The 18,954-nt window shown below is 69.3% G+C and carries 18 protein-coding genes and 1 riboswitch; of the genes, 8 read left to right on the top strand and 10 right to left on the bottom strand.

Features of this window, described 5'->3' with window-relative positions; translation table 11 throughout:
• Positions 1-129: 129 nt before the first annotated feature.
• The gene (locus WG923_RS17895) at positions 130-738 is read left to right on the top strand and encodes a Crp/Fnr family transcriptional regulator (RefSeq protein ID WP_340352338.1); all 609 of its coding nucleotides are present in this window, start codon (positions 130-132) and stop codon (positions 736-738) included.
• 187 nt (positions 739-925) lie between these two features.
• Here the strand turns inward: WG923_RS17895 and oxlT are convergent, their stop codons facing one another.
• From oxlT to WG923_RS17865, 6 genes are all read right to left on the bottom strand, one after another.
• Positions 926-2,143 carry an oxalate/formate MFS antiporter gene (oxlT, locus tag WG923_RS17890; protein WP_445322943.1) on the bottom strand — a complete coding sequence of 406 codons (1,218 nt, stop codon included), beginning with the start codon at positions 2,141-2,143 and terminating at the stop codon, positions 926-928.
• A gap of 1,009 nt (positions 2,144-3,152) precedes the next feature.
• Positions 3,153-3,986: a cytidylate kinase family protein gene (locus WG923_RS17885; protein ID WP_340352336.1), complete on the bottom strand. Its 834-nt coding sequence runs from the start codon at positions 3,984-3,986 to the stop codon at positions 3,153-3,155.
• Positions 3,987-4,013: 27 nt separating this feature from the next.
• Positions 4,014-5,543, bottom strand: coding sequence for a tripartite tricarboxylate transporter permease (locus tag WG923_RS17880; protein ID WP_340352335.1), 1,530 nt, complete (start codon positions 5,541-5,543; stop codon positions 4,014-4,016).
• A gap of 33 nt (positions 5,544-5,576) precedes the next feature.
• Complete coding sequence (locus WG923_RS17875; RefSeq protein WP_340352334.1) at positions 5,577-6,101, bottom strand: tripartite tricarboxylate transporter TctB family protein; 525 nt, start codon at positions 6,099-6,101, stop codon at positions 5,577-5,579.
• Positions 6,102-6,202: 101 nt separating this feature from the next.
• Complete coding sequence (locus tag WG923_RS17870) at positions 6,203-7,189, bottom strand: Bug family tripartite tricarboxylate transporter substrate binding protein (RefSeq protein WP_340352410.1); 987 nt, start codon at positions 7,187-7,189, stop codon at positions 6,203-6,205.
• A gap of 402 nt (positions 7,190-7,591) precedes the next feature.
• Positions 7,592-7,816, bottom strand: coding sequence for a hypothetical protein (locus tag WG923_RS17865; protein WP_340352333.1), 225 nt, complete (start codon positions 7,814-7,816; stop codon positions 7,592-7,594).
• Positions 7,817-7,928: 112 nt separating this feature from the next.
• Between WG923_RS17865 and WG923_RS17860 the strand changes: the two genes are divergently transcribed.
• Positions 7,929-8,891 (top strand): LysR family transcriptional regulator, encoded by a 963-nt coding sequence (locus WG923_RS17860; RefSeq protein WP_340352332.1) that lies wholly within the window; start codon positions 7,929-7,931, stop codon positions 8,889-8,891.
• Here WG923_RS17860 and WG923_RS17855 read toward each other — a convergent pair.
• From WG923_RS17855 to WG923_RS17840, 4 genes are all read right to left on the bottom strand, one after another.
• Positions 8,842-9,783, bottom strand: a complete 942-nt coding sequence (locus WG923_RS17855) for a methionyl-tRNA formyltransferase (RefSeq protein WP_340352409.1) — start codon at positions 9,781-9,783, stop codon at positions 8,842-8,844. The two genes, WG923_RS17860 and WG923_RS17855, sit on opposite strands and share 50 nt — an antisense overlap.
• Before the next feature lie 39 nt (positions 9,784-9,822).
• Positions 9,823-10,623 (bottom strand): sulfite exporter TauE/SafE family protein, encoded by an 801-nt coding sequence (locus tag WG923_RS17850; RefSeq protein ID WP_340352331.1) that lies wholly within the window; start codon positions 10,621-10,623, stop codon positions 9,823-9,825.
• A 555-nt stretch (positions 10,624-11,178) separates the two neighbouring features.
• Complete coding sequence (locus WG923_RS17845; RefSeq protein ID WP_340352330.1) at positions 11,179-11,523, bottom strand: cell division protein ZapA; 345 nt, start codon at positions 11,521-11,523, stop codon at positions 11,179-11,181.
• Positions 11,520-11,732 (bottom strand): cell division protein ZapB, encoded by a 213-nt coding sequence (locus WG923_RS17840; protein WP_201693096.1) that lies wholly within the window; start codon positions 11,730-11,732, stop codon positions 11,520-11,522. Before WG923_RS17840 ends, WG923_RS17845 begins: the two co-directional genes overlap by 4 nt.
• A 33-nt stretch (positions 11,733-11,765) precedes the next feature.
• Positions 11,766-12,013, top strand: a riboswitch (cobalamin riboswitch).
• Positions 12,014-12,092: 79 nt separating this feature from the next.
• Here WG923_RS17840 and WG923_RS17835 point away from each other — a divergent pair.
• The 6 genes from WG923_RS17835 to WG923_RS17810 are packed head-to-tail and all read left to right on the top strand — an operon-like array spanning position 12,093 to position 18,850.
• On the top strand, positions 12,093-13,922 hold the full coding sequence (locus WG923_RS17835; RefSeq protein WP_340352329.1) for a TonB-dependent receptor domain-containing protein: 1,830 nt from the start codon (positions 12,093-12,095) through the stop codon (positions 13,920-13,922).
• 4 nt (positions 13,923-13,926) lie between these two features.
• Positions 13,927-14,757 (top strand): cobalamin-binding protein, encoded by an 831-nt coding sequence (locus tag WG923_RS17830; protein WP_340352328.1) that lies wholly within the window; start codon positions 13,927-13,929, stop codon positions 14,755-14,757.
• On the top strand, positions 14,750-15,640 hold the full coding sequence (locus WG923_RS17825) for an ABC transporter substrate-binding protein (protein WP_340352327.1): 891 nt from the start codon (positions 14,750-14,752) through the stop codon (positions 15,638-15,640). The genes WG923_RS17830 and WG923_RS17825 overlap by 8 nt, the downstream gene beginning before the upstream one ends.
• Complete coding sequence (locus WG923_RS17820; protein ID WP_340352326.1) at positions 15,637-16,626, top strand: FecCD family ABC transporter permease; 990 nt, start codon at positions 15,637-15,639, stop codon at positions 16,624-16,626. The genes WG923_RS17825 and WG923_RS17820 overlap by 4 nt, the downstream gene beginning before the upstream one ends.
• A complete protein-coding gene (locus WG923_RS17815) occupies positions 16,623-17,399 on the top strand; it encodes an ABC transporter ATP-binding protein (protein ID WP_340352325.1) in 777 nt (258 codons plus the stop codon). The genes WG923_RS17820 and WG923_RS17815 overlap by 4 nt, the downstream gene beginning before the upstream one ends.
• The gene (locus WG923_RS17810) at positions 17,396-18,850 is read left to right on the top strand and encodes a cobyric acid synthase (RefSeq protein WP_340352324.1); all 1,455 of its coding nucleotides are present in this window, start codon (positions 17,396-17,398) and stop codon (positions 18,848-18,850) included. The genes WG923_RS17815 and WG923_RS17810 overlap by 4 nt, the downstream gene beginning before the upstream one ends.
• Positions 18,851-18,954: the final 104 nt, after the last annotated feature.

The following is an 18,954-nucleotide window of genomic DNA, read 5'->3' as shown; positions in this document are numbered from 1 at the left end:
GGTCAAGCGTCCAGTGAAGGTCCGGGTTTTGGGAGTGCGAGAATGGTAGAAGTCGCCCTCCGGAAACCCGCTTGACTGCGGTCAAGTTTCGAAAAAATGCATTGAGGGGATTCCCTCGGTTACCAGCCCATGTCATCGATAGAACAACATCCCGAGCGCAACGTCATCCGGGTGCAGCTCGCGCACAACGTGGTGCTCAAGGGAATGACCGCGGCCCAGATCGCGGAGCTGGAACCCCTGCTGGTGGTGGTGGATTGCCAGAAGGGCGAAGCCCTGCTGAACCAGGGCGTGCACGAGATGGAGCAGTACTTCATCCTCGAGGGGATCCTCAAGCGCGTCGTGGCGAACCGCGAGGCCAAGGAGATGATCCTGCGCTTCGCCGAGGAAGGGCAGATGGAGACGAGCTACGCCGCCTGGCGGCTGGGCACGCCCGCGCCGTACAGCATCGTGTGCGTGACCAAGGCCCGCGTGGCCAAGCTGCCGCTGCGCGAGTGGGTGGCCTTCATCGAGCGCCACCCGGGCGTGAAGCAGACCTTCGAGTACGAGGTGATGCACCACATGAGCGACATCATGGCGCACACCATCACCTTGCACCTGCTCGATGCACCGGGCCGGGTCAAGCGCTTCCTGCGCAAGCACCCGGAGCTGGAAGAGCGGCTGCCGAAGAAGGAACTTGCGTCTTACCTGAACCTGTCCGCGGAGACGCTGAGCCGCCTGAAGTCGCGCGGGAAGATCTGAACGGGGAGAAAGCGGACAGCCGGACGCAGAGGACGCAAAGGGTACGCAGAGGACGCAAAGAAAACCTTCTAAAGTTTTCTCTGTCTTTTTTGCGTCCTCTGCGTACCCTTCGCGTCCTCTGCGTCCGGAAGTTCGCATCAAAGAAAAACGGGCGCCGAGGCGCCCGTTTCGCTTTGTCACGACCGCTTCACGCTTCGCGTGCGGACTGCTCCATGTGCGCGCGGCGCATTGGGCGCAGCACGAACCAGGCAAGCGCGGCGGCGATCGCGTTCATCACGCTGGCCACGATGAACACGGCATGCCAGCTGCCGGTGGCGGCGGTCAGCACGCTCGACAGCGGCACCAGCAGCGAGGCCGTGCCCTTGGCCGTGTACAGCAGGCCCGCGTTGGCGGCGGCGTACTTCGAGCCGAAGGTGTCCGCGCAGGTGGAGGGGAACAGGCTGTAGATCTCGCCCCAGGCGAAGAACACCATGCCGGTCAGGATCACGAACAGCACCGGGTTGCTGCCGAACTTGTACAGCGCCAGGATGCCGACGGCCTCGAGGGCGAAGGCGATGAACATCGTCATCTCGCGGCCGATCTGGTCCGACACCCAGCCGAAGAAGGGACGCGTCAGGCCGTTGAGCACGCGGTCGATGGCCAGCGCGAAGGTCAGCGCGGGCAGCACCAGGCCCATGATGTTCACCGGCACGCCGTCGATCTTGAAGTCCTTGGCGATCGGCGCGAGCTGCGCGGTGGCCATCAGGCCGCCGGCCGCGACCATCACGAACATCAGGTACATGACCCAGAACACGGGCTTGCGCACCATCTCGCCGGTGGAGTATTCCTTGCGGGTCTGCTGCACGCGGGCGTTGGTGGAGACGGAGGACTTCTTGTGCTCCGGCGCGCGGGCCAGGAACCACGACAGCACGAAGATGATCAGGCCCTGGCCGATGCCGAAGTACAGGAAGGCCGCTTCGTAGCCGTGCGACGCGATGTACATCGAGATCGGCACCACGGTCAGCGCGGAACCGGCGCCGAAGCCGGCGGCGGTCAGGCCGGCGGCGAGGCCGCGGCGGTCCGGGAACCACTTGAGCGCGTTGCCCACGCAGGTGCCGTACACGGCGCCGGCGCCGATGCCGCCCACGGCCGCGCCGATGTACAGCAGCGTCAGCGTGTCGGCGTGCGCGTTGATGACCCAGCCGATGCCGGCCAGGATGCCGCCGCCCATGACGACGACGCGCGGGCCGTACTTGTCGACGAGCCAGCCCTCGATCGGCACCAGCCACGTCTCCGTCAGCACGAAGATCGTGAAGGCGACCTGGATGGCCGCCCGGGTCCAGTGGTATTTGTCCGCGATCGGGTTGACGAAGAGGGTCCAGCCGTACTGCAGGTTGGCGATCATCGCCATGCAGATGATGCCCATGACAAGCTGGGCCCAGCGGAATCCCGCCCCGTGGGTTGCGCCCGCATGCGCGCCGCCGATCGACGCGCTGGACGCGGGCACGACCGCGTCAACTGTCTTTTCCATCCGATGTCTCCTGGTTACCTGGGCTGCCGCCGATGAGAGTTTGGTTCTTGCTCCGCGCCGTTTTTTGCGGGTGGGCGACGCATTCTCGGAGCGTGCCCCGCGCCGGAAAATTGACCGCGGTCATGAACTCGGGTAAGCCCCTAAGCACTCGTTTCGCAGCGCGGGAAGTTGTTTGACGCAGGTCAGGATGCGGTCAGGTGCGCGCGTTCGCGATGCATCACGCATCGCTTTTGGAAACCATAAGCGAACATAGCGTTCACACATCGTCATCCCCCTGCGCCACGCTTGCGTCATCCCCCTGCGCCACCGTTGCGTCATCCCCGCGCAGGCGGGGAACCAGAGCATTGCGAAGCAATGAAGATGACCTAAAGAGGCCGGCCGACGGCTACCACTGTTCGCCGTTGCCTCAGACCCGGACCAGGACGTGACCGTCCGCCTCGGCGACTGTCCCCCGGCGCGGATGGGAACCGTTGCTCGTGCTGGCCCCGCGCCCGCGCCTCCTCCTTGATGTCGCCGAGTCGGACGGTCACGCCCTGGTCCTCCCCCGCGCGGGTGCGAGCGCAGCGTCCGTCGGCGAGCTCGCTCGAGCGTCGGGGACAGCGCCAAGCGAAGCCACACCCTTGCGGTCTACACGCTGCAGGGCCAGTCCGTGGCTGTCCGGCTCAGTGACATCAAGGAGGAGGCGCGGGCGCGGCGCCAGCACGGGCAACGGTTCTCATCCGCGCCGGGGGACAGTCGCTGAGACGGACAGCCACGGACTGGTCCGGCCCGAGCGGCGCGGCGTCCACTTTACGCGGCTGCCAAGCGGTACCTGGCGCGACGCCCACCGGACACGGCCCCCAAGAAAAAGCGGCCCGTGGGCCGCTTCGCCTGGGCCCCCGCCTGCGCGGGGGTGACGAACAATTCACGTCTTCGCGTACGTGAACTTGCGCGTGATCGCCATCAGGTGCAGGCGGTTCTCCACGTTGCCCAGGCCCACGACGGTGCTGGCGACGCGCTCGGCTTCCGTGCGCTCCTGCTCGTTGACCACGATGCCGCTGAGCACCACGCCGGCGCCGCGCGCCTCGATCTGCACGTCGGTGTGGCGGGTCGAATCGTTGGCCTTGAGCGCGGCGCGCACCTTGGCCGCCAGCGCCAGCCCGGCGAGGATCGCGCGCGACTCCGACGTCTCCTGGAATTCCGGTCGGGCGGCGAGCTGCAGGATCGTCTGCGCGGCGCTTTCCACCGAGACGCGGTCGGTGTTGATCACCAGGTCGTACAGCAGCGGGTCGCCCCAGGTCACGCCGTAGGTGGCGTTCATGCGCGCGGCATGCGCGTTGTCGCTGCGGCGGACTTCGGCCTCGGCCTGGTCCCGGTTGTCCGTCTCCATGTCCTCCATCACCCACCGCACGCGCGCATCGAAGGAGCGCGTCACCCGCACGCGCACGACGTGCGGCACGGCATGCAGCACGCGCGTCGCGCCCCAGCCGCGCAGCACCACGTTGCCGCGGGCCGCCTGGTGCAGGATCTCCTCCTCGGTGTAGAGCGCGAACTGCTGCTTGTCGGTGGTGAGGCGCTCGACGAGCCCCGCCTTGCCTTCGCGCACGCGGCGCACCAGGCTGGGCGGCACGTGCATGCGTTCGGCCACGTTCTCCATCACCTCGTTGCGCATCACGGCCAGCCCGCCGGCCGCGGCGACGCGCTCGGCGACGTCCTTGGCGAGCGAGCCCATTTCCTGGGTCAGTGCGATCACGGGCATGTCAGGTCCCCTTCCTCTGCGTCATTCTCAATCGACCGGCTGTTCGGCCGCGAAGTTGCTGCCCTTGGGCGGGCGCAGCTTGTGGATGATCTTCGAGATGACCGGCCACGCCAGCAGCAGCAGCGCCAGGCCCGTGATCGTGCCCACCAGCGGATTGGACACCATGATCGACAGGTCGCCCTGGGACACCAGCATGGCCTGGCGGAACGAGTCCTCGGCCTTGTCGCCGAGCACCAGCGCCAGCACCAGCGGCGCCAGCGGGTAGTCGAGCTTCTTGAACACGTAGCCCATCACGCCGAACAGCAGCATCAGCCACACGTCCATCATCGCGTTGTGCACGGTGAAGGCGCCGATCGCGCAGATCACCACGATGACCGGCGCGATGATCGAGAACGGGATGCGCAGGATCGACGCGAACAGCGGCACGGTGGTCAGCACGACGATCAGGCCGGCCAGGTTGCCCAGGTACATCGAGGCGATCAGGCCCCAGACGAAGTCCTTCTGTTCCACGAACAGCAGCGGCCCGGGCTGCAGGCCCCAGATCAGCAGGCCACCGAGCAGCACGGCAGCCGTCGGCGAGCCGGGGATGCCCAGTGCCAGCATCGGCAGCAGGGCGCTGGTGCCGGCGGCGTGCGCAGCGGTCTCCGGCGCGATCACGCCCTCGATCTGGCCGGTGCCGAACTTGGCGCCGTCCTTGGACATCTTCTTCGCCAGGCCATAGCTCATGAAGGATGCGGGCGTGGCGCCGCCGGGGGTGATGCCCATCCACATGCCCACGAGCGAACTGCGCACGGAGGTCATCCAGTACTTGGGCAGCTGCTTCCAGGTCTCGAACACGACCTTGGGGTTGATCTTCGCGGACTTGCCGGAGAAGGCCAGGCCTTCCTCCATCGACAGCAGGATCTCGCCGATGCCGAACAGGCCGATCACCGCGATCAGGAAGTCGAAGCCGCGCATCAGCTCCTCGAAGCCGAAGGTCAGGCGCAGCTGGCCGGTGACGGTGTCCATGCCCACCGCGGCGAGCGCGAAGCCGATCGCCATCGAGGCGAGGATCTTGAAGGGCGAGCCCTTGCCCATGCCGACGAAGCTGCAGAAGGTCAGCAGGTAGACCGCGAAGAATTCCGGCGGGCCGAATTCGAGCGCGAACTTGGCGACCAGCGGCGCCAGGAAGGTGATCATCAGCACCGCGACGAAGGCGCCGACGAAGGAGGAGGTGAAGGCCGCCGTGAGCGCCTGCCCCGCCTGTCCCTTCTGCGCCATCGGGTAGCCGTCGAAGGTGGTTGCGACCGACCACGGTTCGCCGGGGATGTTGAACAGCACCGACGTGATGGCGCCGCCGAACAGCGCGCCCCAGTAGATGCAGGACAGCATGATGATCGCCGACGTGGGCGACATCGTGAAGGTCAGGGGCAGCAGGATGGCGACGCCGTTGGCGCCGCCGAGCCCCGGCAGCACGCCGATGAGCACCCCGAGGGTGATGCCCACCAGCATGAGGAGCATGTTCATCGGCGTCAGGATGACGCTGAAGCCATGGAAGAGTGCGCTGAGTTCGGTCATGACGAGAATCCGTCCTGGTTCATGGGAAGGGGCTCAGTAGCCCAGGAAGCCCGTCGGGTTCAGCATGCCCTTTTCCAGCGGCACCTTGAACCACATCTCGAACATCGCGAAGAAGAGGACGGCGATGGCCACGCCCAGGAGCACGCTCTTGATGCGCGAGAACTTCCCCAGCACGATCATGAAGATGGCGATGTAGACGGCCGACGCGATGTACATGCCCACGAGCTGGATCGCGCCGACGTAGATCGCCGCCGGCACCAGCACCATCAGCACGCGCTTGATCTGCTCGCCGTCGACGAAGATCTCGTGGTTGCGCTTCTTGCCCAGCAGCGACTGGTACAGCGTGCCGGCGCCGGAGATGCACAGGATGAGGCCGACGTAGAAGGGAAAGTAGCCGGCGCCCGGACCGTCGCTCATCCAGCCGGCGCCGAGTTTCCAGCTCGCCGTGGTGACGACCAGGCCCATGAGCAGCACCAGGGCCGCGACCGCGGCCTCGACCGCGAAAGTGGGAACGCCCGAGCGCTCCTCGGCGACGGGCTCTTGTTGTGCGATATCCATGCGCTTGTCTCCTGCCGATACTGCCGGCATCTCCGTGAATGTTCTCGGGGGGAAGGTCGGAAAGAAAAACGCCCCCCGCGTGGCGGGGGGCGTGGGGACGCTCACTTGGCCAGGAAGCCTGCTTCCTTCATCAGTTCGCGGTGGTGCTGCTCCGCCTTGCCGAGCCACTGGTTGAAGGATTCGCCGTCCATGTAGGACTGGTTGAAGGCACCCTTCTCCATGTAGTCTTTCCACTCGGGGGTTTCACGCACCTTCTTGAGCAGGTCGATGTAGAACTGCTTCTGCTCCGCCGAGACGCCGGGCGGCATGAAGATGCCGCGCAGCATCGTGTACTCGGTGGGCACGCCCGCTTCCTTGCAGGTCGGGATGTCGCCCCAGGACATGGTGTCGGTGATCTTCGCCTTGTACGGCATGCGATGGGCGTCGAACACGCACAGCGGGCGCAGCTTGCCCGCGCGCCACTGGGCCACGGCCTCGATCGGGTTGTTCACGGACGAATCCACGTGCTTGCCCACCAGCTGCACCGCGACCTCGCCGCCGCCCTTGAAGGGGATGTAGATGAACTTGGCGCCGGTGGCCTTCTCGAGGCCGACGGTCAGGATCTGGTCTTCCTGCTTGGAGCCGGTGCCGCCCATCTTGATCTTGCCCGGGCCCGCGGCCTTGGCGGCGTCGAGGTACTCCTTGGCGGTCTTGTACGGGGTCTCGGCGTTGACCCACAGCACGAAGTTGTCCAGCGCCATCATCGACACCGGCGTCATGTCGCGCCAGTTGAAGGGCACGCCGGTCGCCATCGGGGTGGTGAACAGGTTCGACAGGGTGACGATGATCTTGTTCGGATCGCCCTTGGAGTTCTTGACGTCGAGGAAGCCCTCGGCGCCCGCGCCGCCGGACTTGTTCACCACGATCAGCGGCTGCTTCATCAGGTTGTGCTTGACCACCACGCCCTGGATCAGGCGGGCCATCTGGTCGGCGCCACCGCCGGTGCCGGCCGGCACGATGAATTCGACCGGCTTGCCGGGCTCCCACGCCGCCAGCGCGGGGGCCGCGAACAGGGCGGCGGATGCGGCGGCGGCGATGCCTGCCGCCATGCGGAACATGACCTTGCTTGTCTTCACGCGTTGTCTCCTGAGTTTTTGCGCCGCCCGCGCCCTCTGTCGTCGGAAGGAACGTTCATCGCGGGGCTGCGGCGGATGGTCGGACGATGAACCCCCGAATTCTCTTGACTGCGGTCAATTTTTCCAAAAGGAGTTTGTTCGTCTAGGGAAAGTCCGGGGCCTTCCAGGTGGGCAGTGAAAGCCGAAGGACTACTGCGGCGCGCAGCGTGGCGCGACGGTGGCGATGCATGCGCGAGCGATGCATGTTGCCGCACGGTGAAGTTTTGCGAAGGCCCAATGACAACGCGGCGCACGAGGCGCCGCGAGGGAGACGAAGGAGAGCGTGCCCCGCGCCGGGCGAGGCCGCATCGCAGGGCCGGGCCCCGCGGGCCGGCTTCAGCGGCCCTGGCGGGCGCGCGTGCTCTCGACGGCGTCCAGCAGGAATTCGGGGTCGTAGGAGCGCAGCAGGTGCGGCATCTCCTTCTCGACGTAGGCCCGGATCGCTTCGCGCCCCTCGCCGTGGCGGGCCGGTTCCCACGTGCAGGACAGGTCCAGTTCCTCGTCACCGGTGTAGCTGTGGGGGCGGGCGGTGGCCGGGGTGGAAGTGGTCTGCTGGCGCATGGCGGTCTCCTGTTGCGTGCTGCGATGGAGCCACTTTAGGTCCCGCTCACGATTAATGATAGTGAAAGTATTTGATCATCTTCATCATCCCGGAGTTATGATCGGCGGCGCCATGAAGAACGCCACCCTGCGCCAGCTCAAGGTCTTCGAAGCCGTCGCCCGCCACCGCAGCTTCTCGCGCGCCGCCGAGGAACTGCACCTGACCCAGCCGGCGGTGTCGACGCAAGTCCGCAAGCTCGAGGAACACGCCGGGCTGCCGCTGTTCGAGCAGCTGGGCAAGAAGATCCATCTCACGCCCGCGGGCGCGCAGATGCTGCAGTCCAGCCGCGAGATCATCCAGAAGTTCCAGGAGGCCGAGGAGGCGATGGCCCAGTACAAGGGCGTGTCGGGCGGGCGGCTGAACGTCTCGGTGATCAGCGCCGGCGACTACTTCTTTCCCCGGCTGCTGGTCGAATTCGCGCAGCGCCACGAGGGCGTCACGCTCAACTTCGGGGTGTGCAACCGCGAGGAGCTGCTGGCGCAGATGAAGGAGAACGTGACCGACCTCGCGGTGATGGTGCGGCCGCCGGAGGACGAGGACACGGTGGCGGAGCCCTTCGCGCCGCACCCCTACGTGATCGTCGCGGCGCCCACGCATCCGCTGGCGAAGACACCGCGAATATCCGTCTCGCGCGTGATCCGCGAACCCTTCGTCGTGCGCGAGAAGGGCTCCGACACCTGGAACTCGATGGTCGACGGCTTCGGCACGCAGCTGCCGGGGCTGAACATCGCGATGGAGATCCGCAGCACCGAGACGATCAAGCAGGCGGTGATGGCGGGCATGGGCGTGAGCTTCCTGTCCGCCCACACCGTGAGCCGCGAACTGCAGTCCGGCAGCCTCTGCATCCTGGACGTGCAGGGCTTCCCGCTGATGCTGAACTGGTTCGTCGTGCACCGGCGCACCAAGCGGCTGCCGCCGGTGGCGCAGGCCTTCAAGAACTTCCTGCTGGCCGATGGCGCGGGGCTCATCGACCAGGCCCTGGGCATCAGGTCGTCGCGGCTGGGCGCACCCAGGACTTCCACGCGTCCGAAATAGCCAGGCCCTGCTGGCGCGCGAACTCGCCGGCGGCCATCTTGCCGCCGCCTTCGGGGCGCAGCTTGAGGATCTCGATCAGGCCGCCCTGGGCCCAGAGCACGATCGAGTCCTCGCTCACGCCGGCCACGTCGCCGGGCTTGTGGCCGCGCGCCACGAAGCGCCCCACCACGTGCTTGCGGCAGTCGTACACGCGCACCCTCACGCCTTCGATCATCGTCCACGCGCCGGGCGCGGGGTTGCAGGCGCGGATCAGGTTGTAGATCGTGTCCACGTGGCCCCACCAGTGGATCTCGGCCTCGGCGTCCTGCAGCCAGCCTTCGTAGGTGGCCTGCGATTCGTCCTGCACCTGCTCCTCGTGCCGGCCGGCCATCACGATGTCCGTGGCTTCGAGCAGCGCGGCGATGCCCATGGGGAACAGCTTGTTGAAGTAGACCTCGCCCAGCGTCTCGTCCGGCCCGATCTCGCAGGTCTTCTGCAGGATGACGGGGCCTTCGTCGAGGCCGTCGGTGGGGCGGAAGATCGTCAGTCCCGTGCGCTTCGCGCCGAGCGCGATCGGCCAGCTGATGGAAGAGGGACCGCGGTGCAGCGGCAGCAGCGAGGGGTGGAACTGGATCGTGCCGTGGCGCGGGATGTTCACGAAGGACTGCGGCGCGAACTGCAGCACGTAGGCCATGATGCCGATGTCCGCATCGAGCGAACGCATGGCGGCCTCGGCCTCGGGGCTGCGCAGGCTGGCGAAGGTGAACACGGGCAGGCCCAGCGCCAGCGCGTCGGCCTTGAGCGCGTCGGGCTTCGCGCCCGGCTTGTCGGGGATGCAGAACACGCCGGCGATGGTGTCGCCGCGGGCGAGGAAGGCTTCCAGGACGGCCTTGCCGAATTCCTGTTGTCCGATGAAGGCGATGCGGGCGATGGCGGGCTCCTTGGAAGTCGTTCAGCGCAGGAGGAAGTATGCCGAGATGCCGTACAGCACCACGGCGAAGATCCGCTTGAGCGGCCGGATCTGCATGCCGTGCGCGATGCGGGCGCCCAGCGGCGCCAGCGTCATGCTGGCCAGCGAGATGATGACCAGGCCGGGCAGGAAGATGTAGCCGATGGAGCCGGGCGGCGCCTGCGCGAGGTCGCGCCCGGCCCAGATGTAGCCGGCGGTGCCGGCCAGCGCGATCGGGAAGCCCAGGGCGGCGGAGGTCGCCACCGCCTCGTGGATCTTCACGTTGCACCAGGTCATGAAGGGCACCGAGACGAAGGCGCCGCCGGCGCCGACCAGTGCCGACAGCAGGCCGATCACGATGCCGACGCCGAAGGTGCCGAGCGCACCGGGGATGGTGCGCGTGGCCGAGGGCTTGCGATCCAGCAGCATCTGCGTCGCCGAGAACGCGATGAAGATCGCGAACAGGATGCCCAGCGTCTTCGCGGGCAGGGCCACGGCGACCTGCGCCCCGGCCAGCGAGCCCACGACGATGCCCGGTGCGAGCACGCGGGCGATCTCCCAGCGCACGGCGCCGCGGCGATGGTGCGCGCGCACCGAGGACATCGAGGTGAACATGATGGTCGCCAGCGAGGTGGCCACGGCCATCTTCACCGTGTATTCCGCCGGGATGCCCGTGTGCCCCAGCACGAAGGTGAGCACCGGGACGAGCACCATGGCGCCGCCGATGCCGAGGAGGCCGGACAGCAGGCCGGCGCCGACGCCGGCCAGCAGCAGTTCGAGGATCAGGACGGGTTGCAGCAGCATTGTTCTTGTCGCGCGCGACGCGCGCCGGCCCGCGCCTTTTCCGCGGCGGGCAGGCCGCCATTGTGGCTCAGTCGGGCAGGGGGGCTGCGCAAAGGGGACCGGCCGCGCGAGGCGGCCGGTCGGGAGAAGGTGTCTGTAGTGCCACCGGACCGCATCCTGAACCGGGGTTCAGGTGGGCGAGGTCAGCTGCTGGCGTTGGGATCATCTGACGCGAGATGTTCACGCTCACCAGGCGATGTTCCAAGCCCTTGCTCAATGAGCATTGGTTCAAGGAAATATAAAGCCCGATACGCACTGCAGACGAAGCCATTCTAGGACGCAAATCGCGCCCGTGTGCAATGCCAGCGTGAAGGCATCAAGGAATTTCGGACTTGACACGCGAGCGGCTAAGCTCAACTGCTTTGCGTGTGCGGCGGGAAACACCAGACAGCCGTACGCAGAGGGCGCAAAGGGTACGCAGAGGACGCAAAGAAAACCTTCTGAAGTTTTCTTTGTTCCTTTTGCGCCCTCTGCGTACCCTTCGCGTCCTCTGCGTCCGGCAGTTCGGTCTTGGATTTAAAGCAGCCGCCCGTCGTCGCCCAGCGCCTTGTCCACGCGCACCAGCAGCTGCGCCAGCTTCACTTCGTCGGCGAGGTTGCGCATGCTGGTGACGGTGCTGTCGCCGTTGGCGAAGCTGGCCGCGTGCAGCGGTTGCTGCGACGCCTTTCCTGCCACGTCGAAGGCCAGGTTCAGCGCCGCGAGCACGGCGATGCGGTCGCGGGCCTTGACCTTGCCGGCGTCGCGGATGCGGCACATCGCCGTGTCGACTTTTTCCACCGCTTCCAGCAGCCGCTGCTCGCCGCCTTCGGGGCAACCGAGCAGGTAGCTCTGGCCCATGATCTGGACTTCGAGCTGCTTCATGCGGGGGTGTTCAGGTCGGGCAGGCGTTCGAGCAGCGCGTCGACGCGCGCGCGGGCGGCGGACAGGCGCGACCGGAGCGAATCGCGTTCCGTCGTGAGCAGCTCCACCTGTTCGGCCAGCAGCGCGTTGGTGCGCTGAAGCTCCTCGTAGCGAACGAGCAGGCGTTCGACGCGGTCGACGAGCTGGTCGATCTGGGAGCCATTGGCCATGGCGCGAATTGTAGGGTTTTGTGTCCATTGCCGCTTTAGAATCAAGGGGTTGGTGCTCGCGGTGTGGTTCGCATGCCGCAGTTCAACGGGAAGCAGGGCGCCTGCCGCGCAAACGCGAATGGCCAACCTGCGCTGCCCCCGCAACGGTAAGCGGACGTGTGGATTCCTCCACGCGACTTTCGTCCTCGCAAGCCACTGGGAACCGCCCGACACAGCGGCCCTGGGAAGGCGACGGGAGTTCTTCCGCCAGCCCGGATACCGGCCAACGAGGTGGCCCGCACGCCTGCAACGCGCGCGGGCCGTGACGCCCAGGGCGCAGGCGGGGAAGCCGGCGCGGGCATGCATCCCTGTCATCCAACCATGGTCCCCAAGAAACTGGTTTCCCGCGCCGGCCTGCCGCTGGCCCTGGCCCTTGCCGCCTCCGGTGCCGGCGCGCAGTCCGCGCTGCGCGAGGTCGTCGTCTCCGCCGCCCGCACCGAACAGGCCGTGCAGGACGCGCTGCCCGCCACCACGCTGATCACGCGGCGCGAGATCGAACAGGCGCAGACGCCCGATCTGCCCACGCTGCTGGGGCGGCTCACCGGCGCCGAGCTGACGCAGACCGGCCCGCAGGGCAGCGTCGCCGGCGTGTTCCTGCGCGGCGCCGAGCCGCGCCACACGCTGGTGCTGGTCGACGGCGTGCCGATCAACAACCTCAACTTCGGCCTGGGGGCGATCGAGCACATCCCGCTGGCCGACGTCGAGCGCATCGAGGTCGTGCGCGGCAACGTCTCCAGCCTGTACGGGAGCGCCGCGATCGGCGGCGTGATCCAGGTCTTCACGCGGCAACCCACCGGCACGCCGTTCGCCAGCGTGACGGCGCAGGCGGGCTCGCGCGGGCTCGTGGACGCGAACGCCACCGGCTCGGTCAAGCTCGCCTCCGGCACCGGCCTGCGCGCCAGCGTCGGCGGCCTGCGGGACCGCGGCTTCAACGCGATCCGGCAGGAGGAGATCCCCGGCACGAACCCGGACCGCGACGGCTACCGGCGGCGCTCGGCGTCCGTGGCCCTCACGCAGGACGTCGGCGCGCACGTCGTCGGCCTGAGGCTGCGCGATGCGCGCGGCCGCATCGAATACGACAACGAGTTCGGGCCGGCGACCCAGCGCGACGCCTCGCGCTTCGTGGAGCAGGTAGGCACGCTGGACGCGCGTTTGCGGCTGGCGCCCACGCTGCGGGTGGACGCGGCGCTCACGCGTGCCGTCGACAAGCTCGATGCGAACGAGGGCGCGTTCCCGTTCTTCGTGAATTCGCGCTCCGACGCCGGGCAGCTCGCGGCGGAATGGGAGGCCGCGCCCGGCCACCGCGTCACCGCCGGCCTGGAGCACACGCGCCAGCACATCGCCGCGGACACGCCCTACGACCGCGATCGGCGCACCGTCGACAGCGCCCGCCTGGGCTACGCGCTGGACCACGACAGGCACCAGTTGCAGCTCAACGCGCGGCACGACCGCTACAGCGACTTCGGCAGCGCGAACACCTGGCTCGCGGCCTACGGGTACCAGCTCACGCAGGCCTGGCGCGCCAGCGCCTCGGTCTCGACCGGCTTTCGCGCGCCCAGCTTCAACGACCTGTTCTTCCCCTTCGGCATCGGCAACCCCGACCTGCGGCCCGAGCGCGTGCGTTCGACGGAGCTCGCGCTGCAGTACGCGGTGCGGGGGCAGGAAGTGCGTGCCACGCTGTTCCGCAACCGCTTCCACGACCTGATCGGCTTCGATTCCGCCTTCCACAGCATCAACGTGGGCCGGGCGCGCAACCGCGGCCTGGAACTGGCGTATGCGGGCCGCGTCCGCGACTACGCGGTGCGTGCCGGCCTCACGGCGCAGGACCCGCGCGACCTCGACACCGACGCGCGGCTGGTGCGCCGCGCGCGCGTCTTCGGCCACCTGGGCGTCACGCGCGAGCTCGGTGCCTGGCAATGGGGCGGCAACCTGCGCGCCAGCGGCAACCGCGAGGACCGCGCCCAGGGCACGCCGGTGCGCCTGGCCGGCTATGGCGTGCTGGACCTCTCGGCGGCCTACGCGGTGTCGCCGCAGGTGAAGGCGTTCGGCCGCATCGAGAACGTGTTCGACCGCGCCCACGAAACCGTGTTCGGGTACCGGCAGGCGGGCCGCGGTGTCTTCGTGGGCGTGACGTGGCAACCGAAGCTCTGAACGCATGAAGAACGGAGAGCCCGCCCTGCCTGCCATCCCGCGCGGCCCACGCCGCATCGTGTGCCTCACGGAGGAGACGACCGAGTGGCTGTACCTGCTTGGCGAGGAGGATCGCATCGTCGGCATCTCCGGCTACACGGTGCGGCCGCGCCGCGCGCGCGACGAAAAGCCCAGGGTCAGCGCCTTCCTTTCGGCGAAGATCGAGCGCATCCTGGAGCTGCAGCCGGACTGCGTGTTCGGCTTTTCCGACCTGCAGGCCGACATCGCCGCCGCGCTGGTCCGGCGCGGCGTGCAGGTGACCATCTTCAACCAGCGCAGCGTCGAGGAGATCTTCTCCATGCTCTACCAGGTCGCGGCGATGGTCGGCCGCGCCGCGGAAGGGCTCGCCTTGCTCGAGCGCATGCGCGCGCGGCTGCTGGAGATCGAGGACGGCGCGCGCCGCCTGCCGCGCCGCCCGCGCGTGTACTTCGAGGAGTGGGACGAGCCGCACATCAGCGCGATCCGCTGGGTCTCCGAGCTGGTCGGCATCGCCGGCGGCGACGACATCTTTACGGAGCTCTCGCTGCAGCCGCTCGGAAAGGACCGCATCATCGCGGATGGCACCGAGATCGTGCGCCGCCAGCCCGACATCGTGATCGGCTCCTGGTGCGGCAAGAAGTTCCGGCGCGAGAAGGTCGCGGCGCGCCCGGGCTGGGGCGAGGTGCCGGCGGTCCGGGACGGCCAGCTGTTCGAGATCAAGTCCGCGGACATCCTGCAGCCCGGGCCGGCGGCATTGACCGATGGGGTGGAGCAATTGCATCGCATCATGATGGATTGGGGGCAGCACCATGCGTGAACGCTCGAGGGTCGCCGCGTGGTTCGCCGTGCTGTTGCTGGCGCTCGCGGCGGCGGCGGCGCACGCCGTCGAGGCGATCGACGACCGCGGCCTGCGCGTGCAGATCCCGCGGCCGCCGCAGCGCATCGTCTCGCTCATGCCTTCGCTGACCGAGACCGTCTGTGCCCTCGGCGCCTGCGGCCGGCTGGTGGGCGTCGACGACTATTCCAACTGGCCGCCGCCGGTGGCTCCCCTGCCGCACGTGGGCGGACTCGAGGACGCGCGCGTGGAGAGCATCGTGGCGCTGCGGCCGGACCTGGTGCTGGTCCCGACCTCCTCGCGCGTGCTGCCGCGCCTGCAGACGCTGGGGCTGCCCGTGCTCGCGCTGGAGCCGCGCACGCTGCGCGACGTGCGGCGGGTGCTGCAGGTGCTCGGCCCCGTGCTGGAGGCGGGCGATCCGGAGGCGGTGTGGCAGGCGATCAACCGCGAAGTGCAGGTGGCGGCGCAGAAGCTGCCGCCGGCCTTGCGCGGCACGCGCGTGTACGTCGAGGTCGGCAGCGCGCCCTTCGCGGCGAGCGAAGGATCGTTCATCGGCGAGCTGCTGGTGCGCCTCGGCGCGGAGAACATCGTGCCCGCCACGCTCGGTCCCTTCCCGAAGCTCAACCCCGAGTTCGTGGTGCGGGCCGATCCGCAGGTGATCATCGTCGCCCGCGGCGATGCGGCCTCGCTGCGCGGGCGGCCGGCGTGGCAGCGCATCGAGGCGTTGCGCCGCGGCCGCGTGTGCGCGCTCGACACCGACCAGATGAACGTGCTGATGCGCGCCGGCCCGCGGCTCGGCGAAGCCGCGCACCTGCTGGCGGACTGCCTGCAGGGCCGGCTCGGTGCCGGGAGCCCCGGTCGATGACGCAGGCGCCGCGCGCGCCGGCGGGGCTGGCCGCCTGGCTGCTGGCCGCGAGCGCGGGCCTGCTGGCCCTGGGGGTTGCAGTGGGCAGCATGGGCTGGGAGCCCCTGCTGGACGAGACCGGCGCCGGCCTCATGATCCTCTGGGAGATCCGCCTGCCGCGCACGCTGGGCGCGTGGACGGCGGGGGCGCTGCTGGGCCTGTCGGGCGCCGTGGCGCAAGGCCTGTTCCGCAATCCGCTCGCCGATCCCTACCTGCTCGGAAGTTCCACCGGTGCCGCCCTGGGGGTCGCCCTGCTGCTGGTGCTGCTGGGCGCCGCACCGGCGGCCTCGGCCCCGTGGGTGACGTCGCTGGGCCTCACGGGCGCGGCCTTCGCCGGCGCGGTGGGCGCCGTGATGCTGACGCTGGCGCTCGCGCGCGGCGTGCAGCACACGCTGCGGCTGCTGCTGGCCGGCGTGATCGTCGGCATGGTGTTCGGCGCGCTTGCCTCGCTGGTCATCTTCCTGGCGCCCGAGCTGCTGCGCACCATGCAGTCCTTCCTGCTGGGAACGACCGGCTTCCTGGGCTGGGCCAGCGCCGGCGTGCTCGTGGTGGTGTTGCTGGGGTGCGCGGGAGTCGCGCTGGGCGCCAGCCGCGCGCTCGACGCGCTGGCCCTCGGCGAGACGACGGCGGCCAGCCTCGGGGTGCCGCTCGAGCGCGTGCGGCTGCTGCTGGTCGGCGTGATCGCGCTGGGCACCGGCGCGGCCGTGGCGCACGTGGGCCTGGTCGCCTTCATCGGTCTGATGGCGCCGCATCTCGTGCGGGCGCTCGCGAAGCCCACCCATCGCTGGCTGGTGCCCCTGTCGGGGCTGGCCGGCGGCATGCTGCTGCTGGGCGCCGACGTGCTGGCGCGCTGGCTGCTCGCCCCGCGCGAGCTGCCGGTGGGCGTGGTGACCGCGGTGCTGGGTGGCGGCTACCTGCTGGCGCTGATGCAGCGGAGGCCGCGGTGAACGAACCGGCGCTGCGCTGCAGCGGCCTGCGCGTGCGCCTGGGCGAGCGCGAGGTGCTGCACGACGTGGAGCTCGCGCTGCCGGCCGGGCGCTGGACGGCGCTGGCGGGCCCCAACGGCGCCGGCAAGACGACCTTGCTGAAGGCGCTGGCGCAACTGCTCCCCGCGCAGGGGCGCATCGACATCCTCGGGCGGCCGGCGGCGCGCTGGCCGGTGCGCGAGCGCGCCCGCGCCATCGCCTGGCTGGGGCAGGGGGACGCCGGCGCCGAAGACCTGCTGGCGCACGACGTCGTGATGCTGGGACGGCTGCCGCACCAGGACTGGCTGGGCGGCGCCAGCGCGGCCGACCTCGCGGCGGTGCAGGCCGCGATGCTGGAGACGCAGTGCTGGGACTGGCGCGCGCGAGCGCTCGGCAACCTGTCGGGCGGCGAGCGCCAGCGGGTGCTGCTCGCGCGGGCGCTGGCGGTGCAGGCGCCCGTGCTGCTGATGGACGAGCCGCTGTCGCACCTGGACCCGCCGCACCAGGCCGACTGGCTGGCGATCGTGCGCCGGCACGTCGCCCGCGGCGGCACCGCCGTCAGCGTGCTGCACGAGATCGGGCTGGCGCTGCAGGCCGACGACATCGTGCTGCTGGAGGCCGGCCGCGTCGCGCACCACGGCGCCGCCGCGGATGCCGCCACGCACCGGGCGCTGGAGGCGGTGTTCGCGCGGCGGCTGAAGGTGCATGCGGTCGCGGGGCGCTGGGTGGCCTTGCCGGTGGAGGAGGCGCCATGACGGCGCGCTGCGTGATGGTGCTGGGCACCAGCAGCGGCGCCGGCAAGAGCTGGCTCGCCACCGCGCTGTGCCGCTGGTACGCCCGCCAGGGCCTGCGCGTGGCGCCGTTCAAGGCGCAGAACATGAGCAACAACGCGCGCGTCGTCGCCACACTCGAGGGCGGCCTCGGCGAGATCGGCAGCGCGCAGTACTTCCAGGCGCTGGCGGCGCGCGCGTCGCCCGATGTGCGCATGAATCCGGTCCTGCTCAAGCCCGAGCGCGACGACCACAGCCAGCTCGTGCTGCTCGGGCAGGTGCATGCGCAGCTCACCGCCATGCCCTGGCGCGAACGCGGCGCGCTGGTGTGGCCGGTGGTGCGCGACGCGCTCGATGCCCTGCGCGCGGAGAACGACGTCGTCGTGATCGAGGGCGCGGGCTCGCCGGCGGAGATCAACCTGCAGGACAGCGACATCGCGAACCAGCGCGTCGCCGCGCACGCCCAGGCGGCCTGCCTGCTGGTGACCGACATCGACCGCGGCGGCGCCTTCGCCCACTTGTACGGTACGTGGGCCTTGCTGCCGCCGGAGCAGCGCGCGCTGCTGCGCGGCTTCGTGCTCAATCGCTTCCGCGGCGATCCCGGCCTGCTGCAGCCGGGGCCGGCGCAGCTGGAAGGCCTGACCGGCGTGCCGACGGTCGCCACGCTGCCCATGGTGTGGCAGCACGGGCTGCCGGAAGAAGACGGCGTGTTCGAGGAACGCGGTGGCGCTTCGGGTGCGGTGCGCCTGCGCGTGGCGGTCGTGGCGTGGCCGCGCATCAGCAACCTCGACGAGTTCCAGCCGCTGAAGAACATCCCCGGGCTGCAACTGCGCTGGGTGCGCACGCCGGCCGAACTGGCCGACGCCGACTGGGTGATCCTGCCCGGCTCCAAGAACACCGCCGCCGACCTGCAGTGGCTGCGCGCGCGGGGACTGGCGCGCGCCATCGCGGACCACGCGAATGCCGGCCGGCCGGTGCTGGGCATCTGCGGCGGCTTGCAGGTGCTGGGCGAAGCGCTCGTCGATCCGGACGACTTCGCCGGCAATGCACCGGGGCTCGGCCTGCTGCCGCTCGTCACGCAGTTCGCGCGCAGCAAGACCGTGCGCCGCACCGAGGTCACCTTCGAGCCGCTGGCCGGGGCCTGGTCCGCGCTCTCCGGCCTGCACGTGCAGGGGTACGAGATCCACACCGGGCAGACGGCGCAGCACGCCGGGATGGCGGCCGGCCGCATCGCCCTGCCGCGGGGGCTGGGCTGGGCGAATGCGCAGGGCAACGTGCTGGGCGTGTACCTGCACGGCCTGTTCGAGGACGCGGGCGTGCTGCAGGCGCTGTTCGGTGCGAGCGTGCCGACGCTGGAGACGGTGTTCGACCGGCTCGCGGATGTCGTCGACGCCCATTTCGCCACCGGCGTGTTGCCGGGCCTGATCGCCTGCTGATTGATCTGGGGCAGATTTCTAGGGGAAACGCCGTAATCCGGCGGGGTACCCAAGCAAGAAATCCCGGTCCATACTAGGCCAGCCAAGGCACCGGGCCGCGGCGT

It is taken from the genome of Ramlibacter sp. AN1133 (assembly GCF_037890035.1).
In the GTDB taxonomy this organism is placed as follows: Bacteria; Pseudomonadota; Gammaproteobacteria; order Burkholderiales; family Burkholderiaceae_C; genus Ramlibacter.
This window is presented reverse-complemented; position numbering and strand designations above follow the sequence as displayed.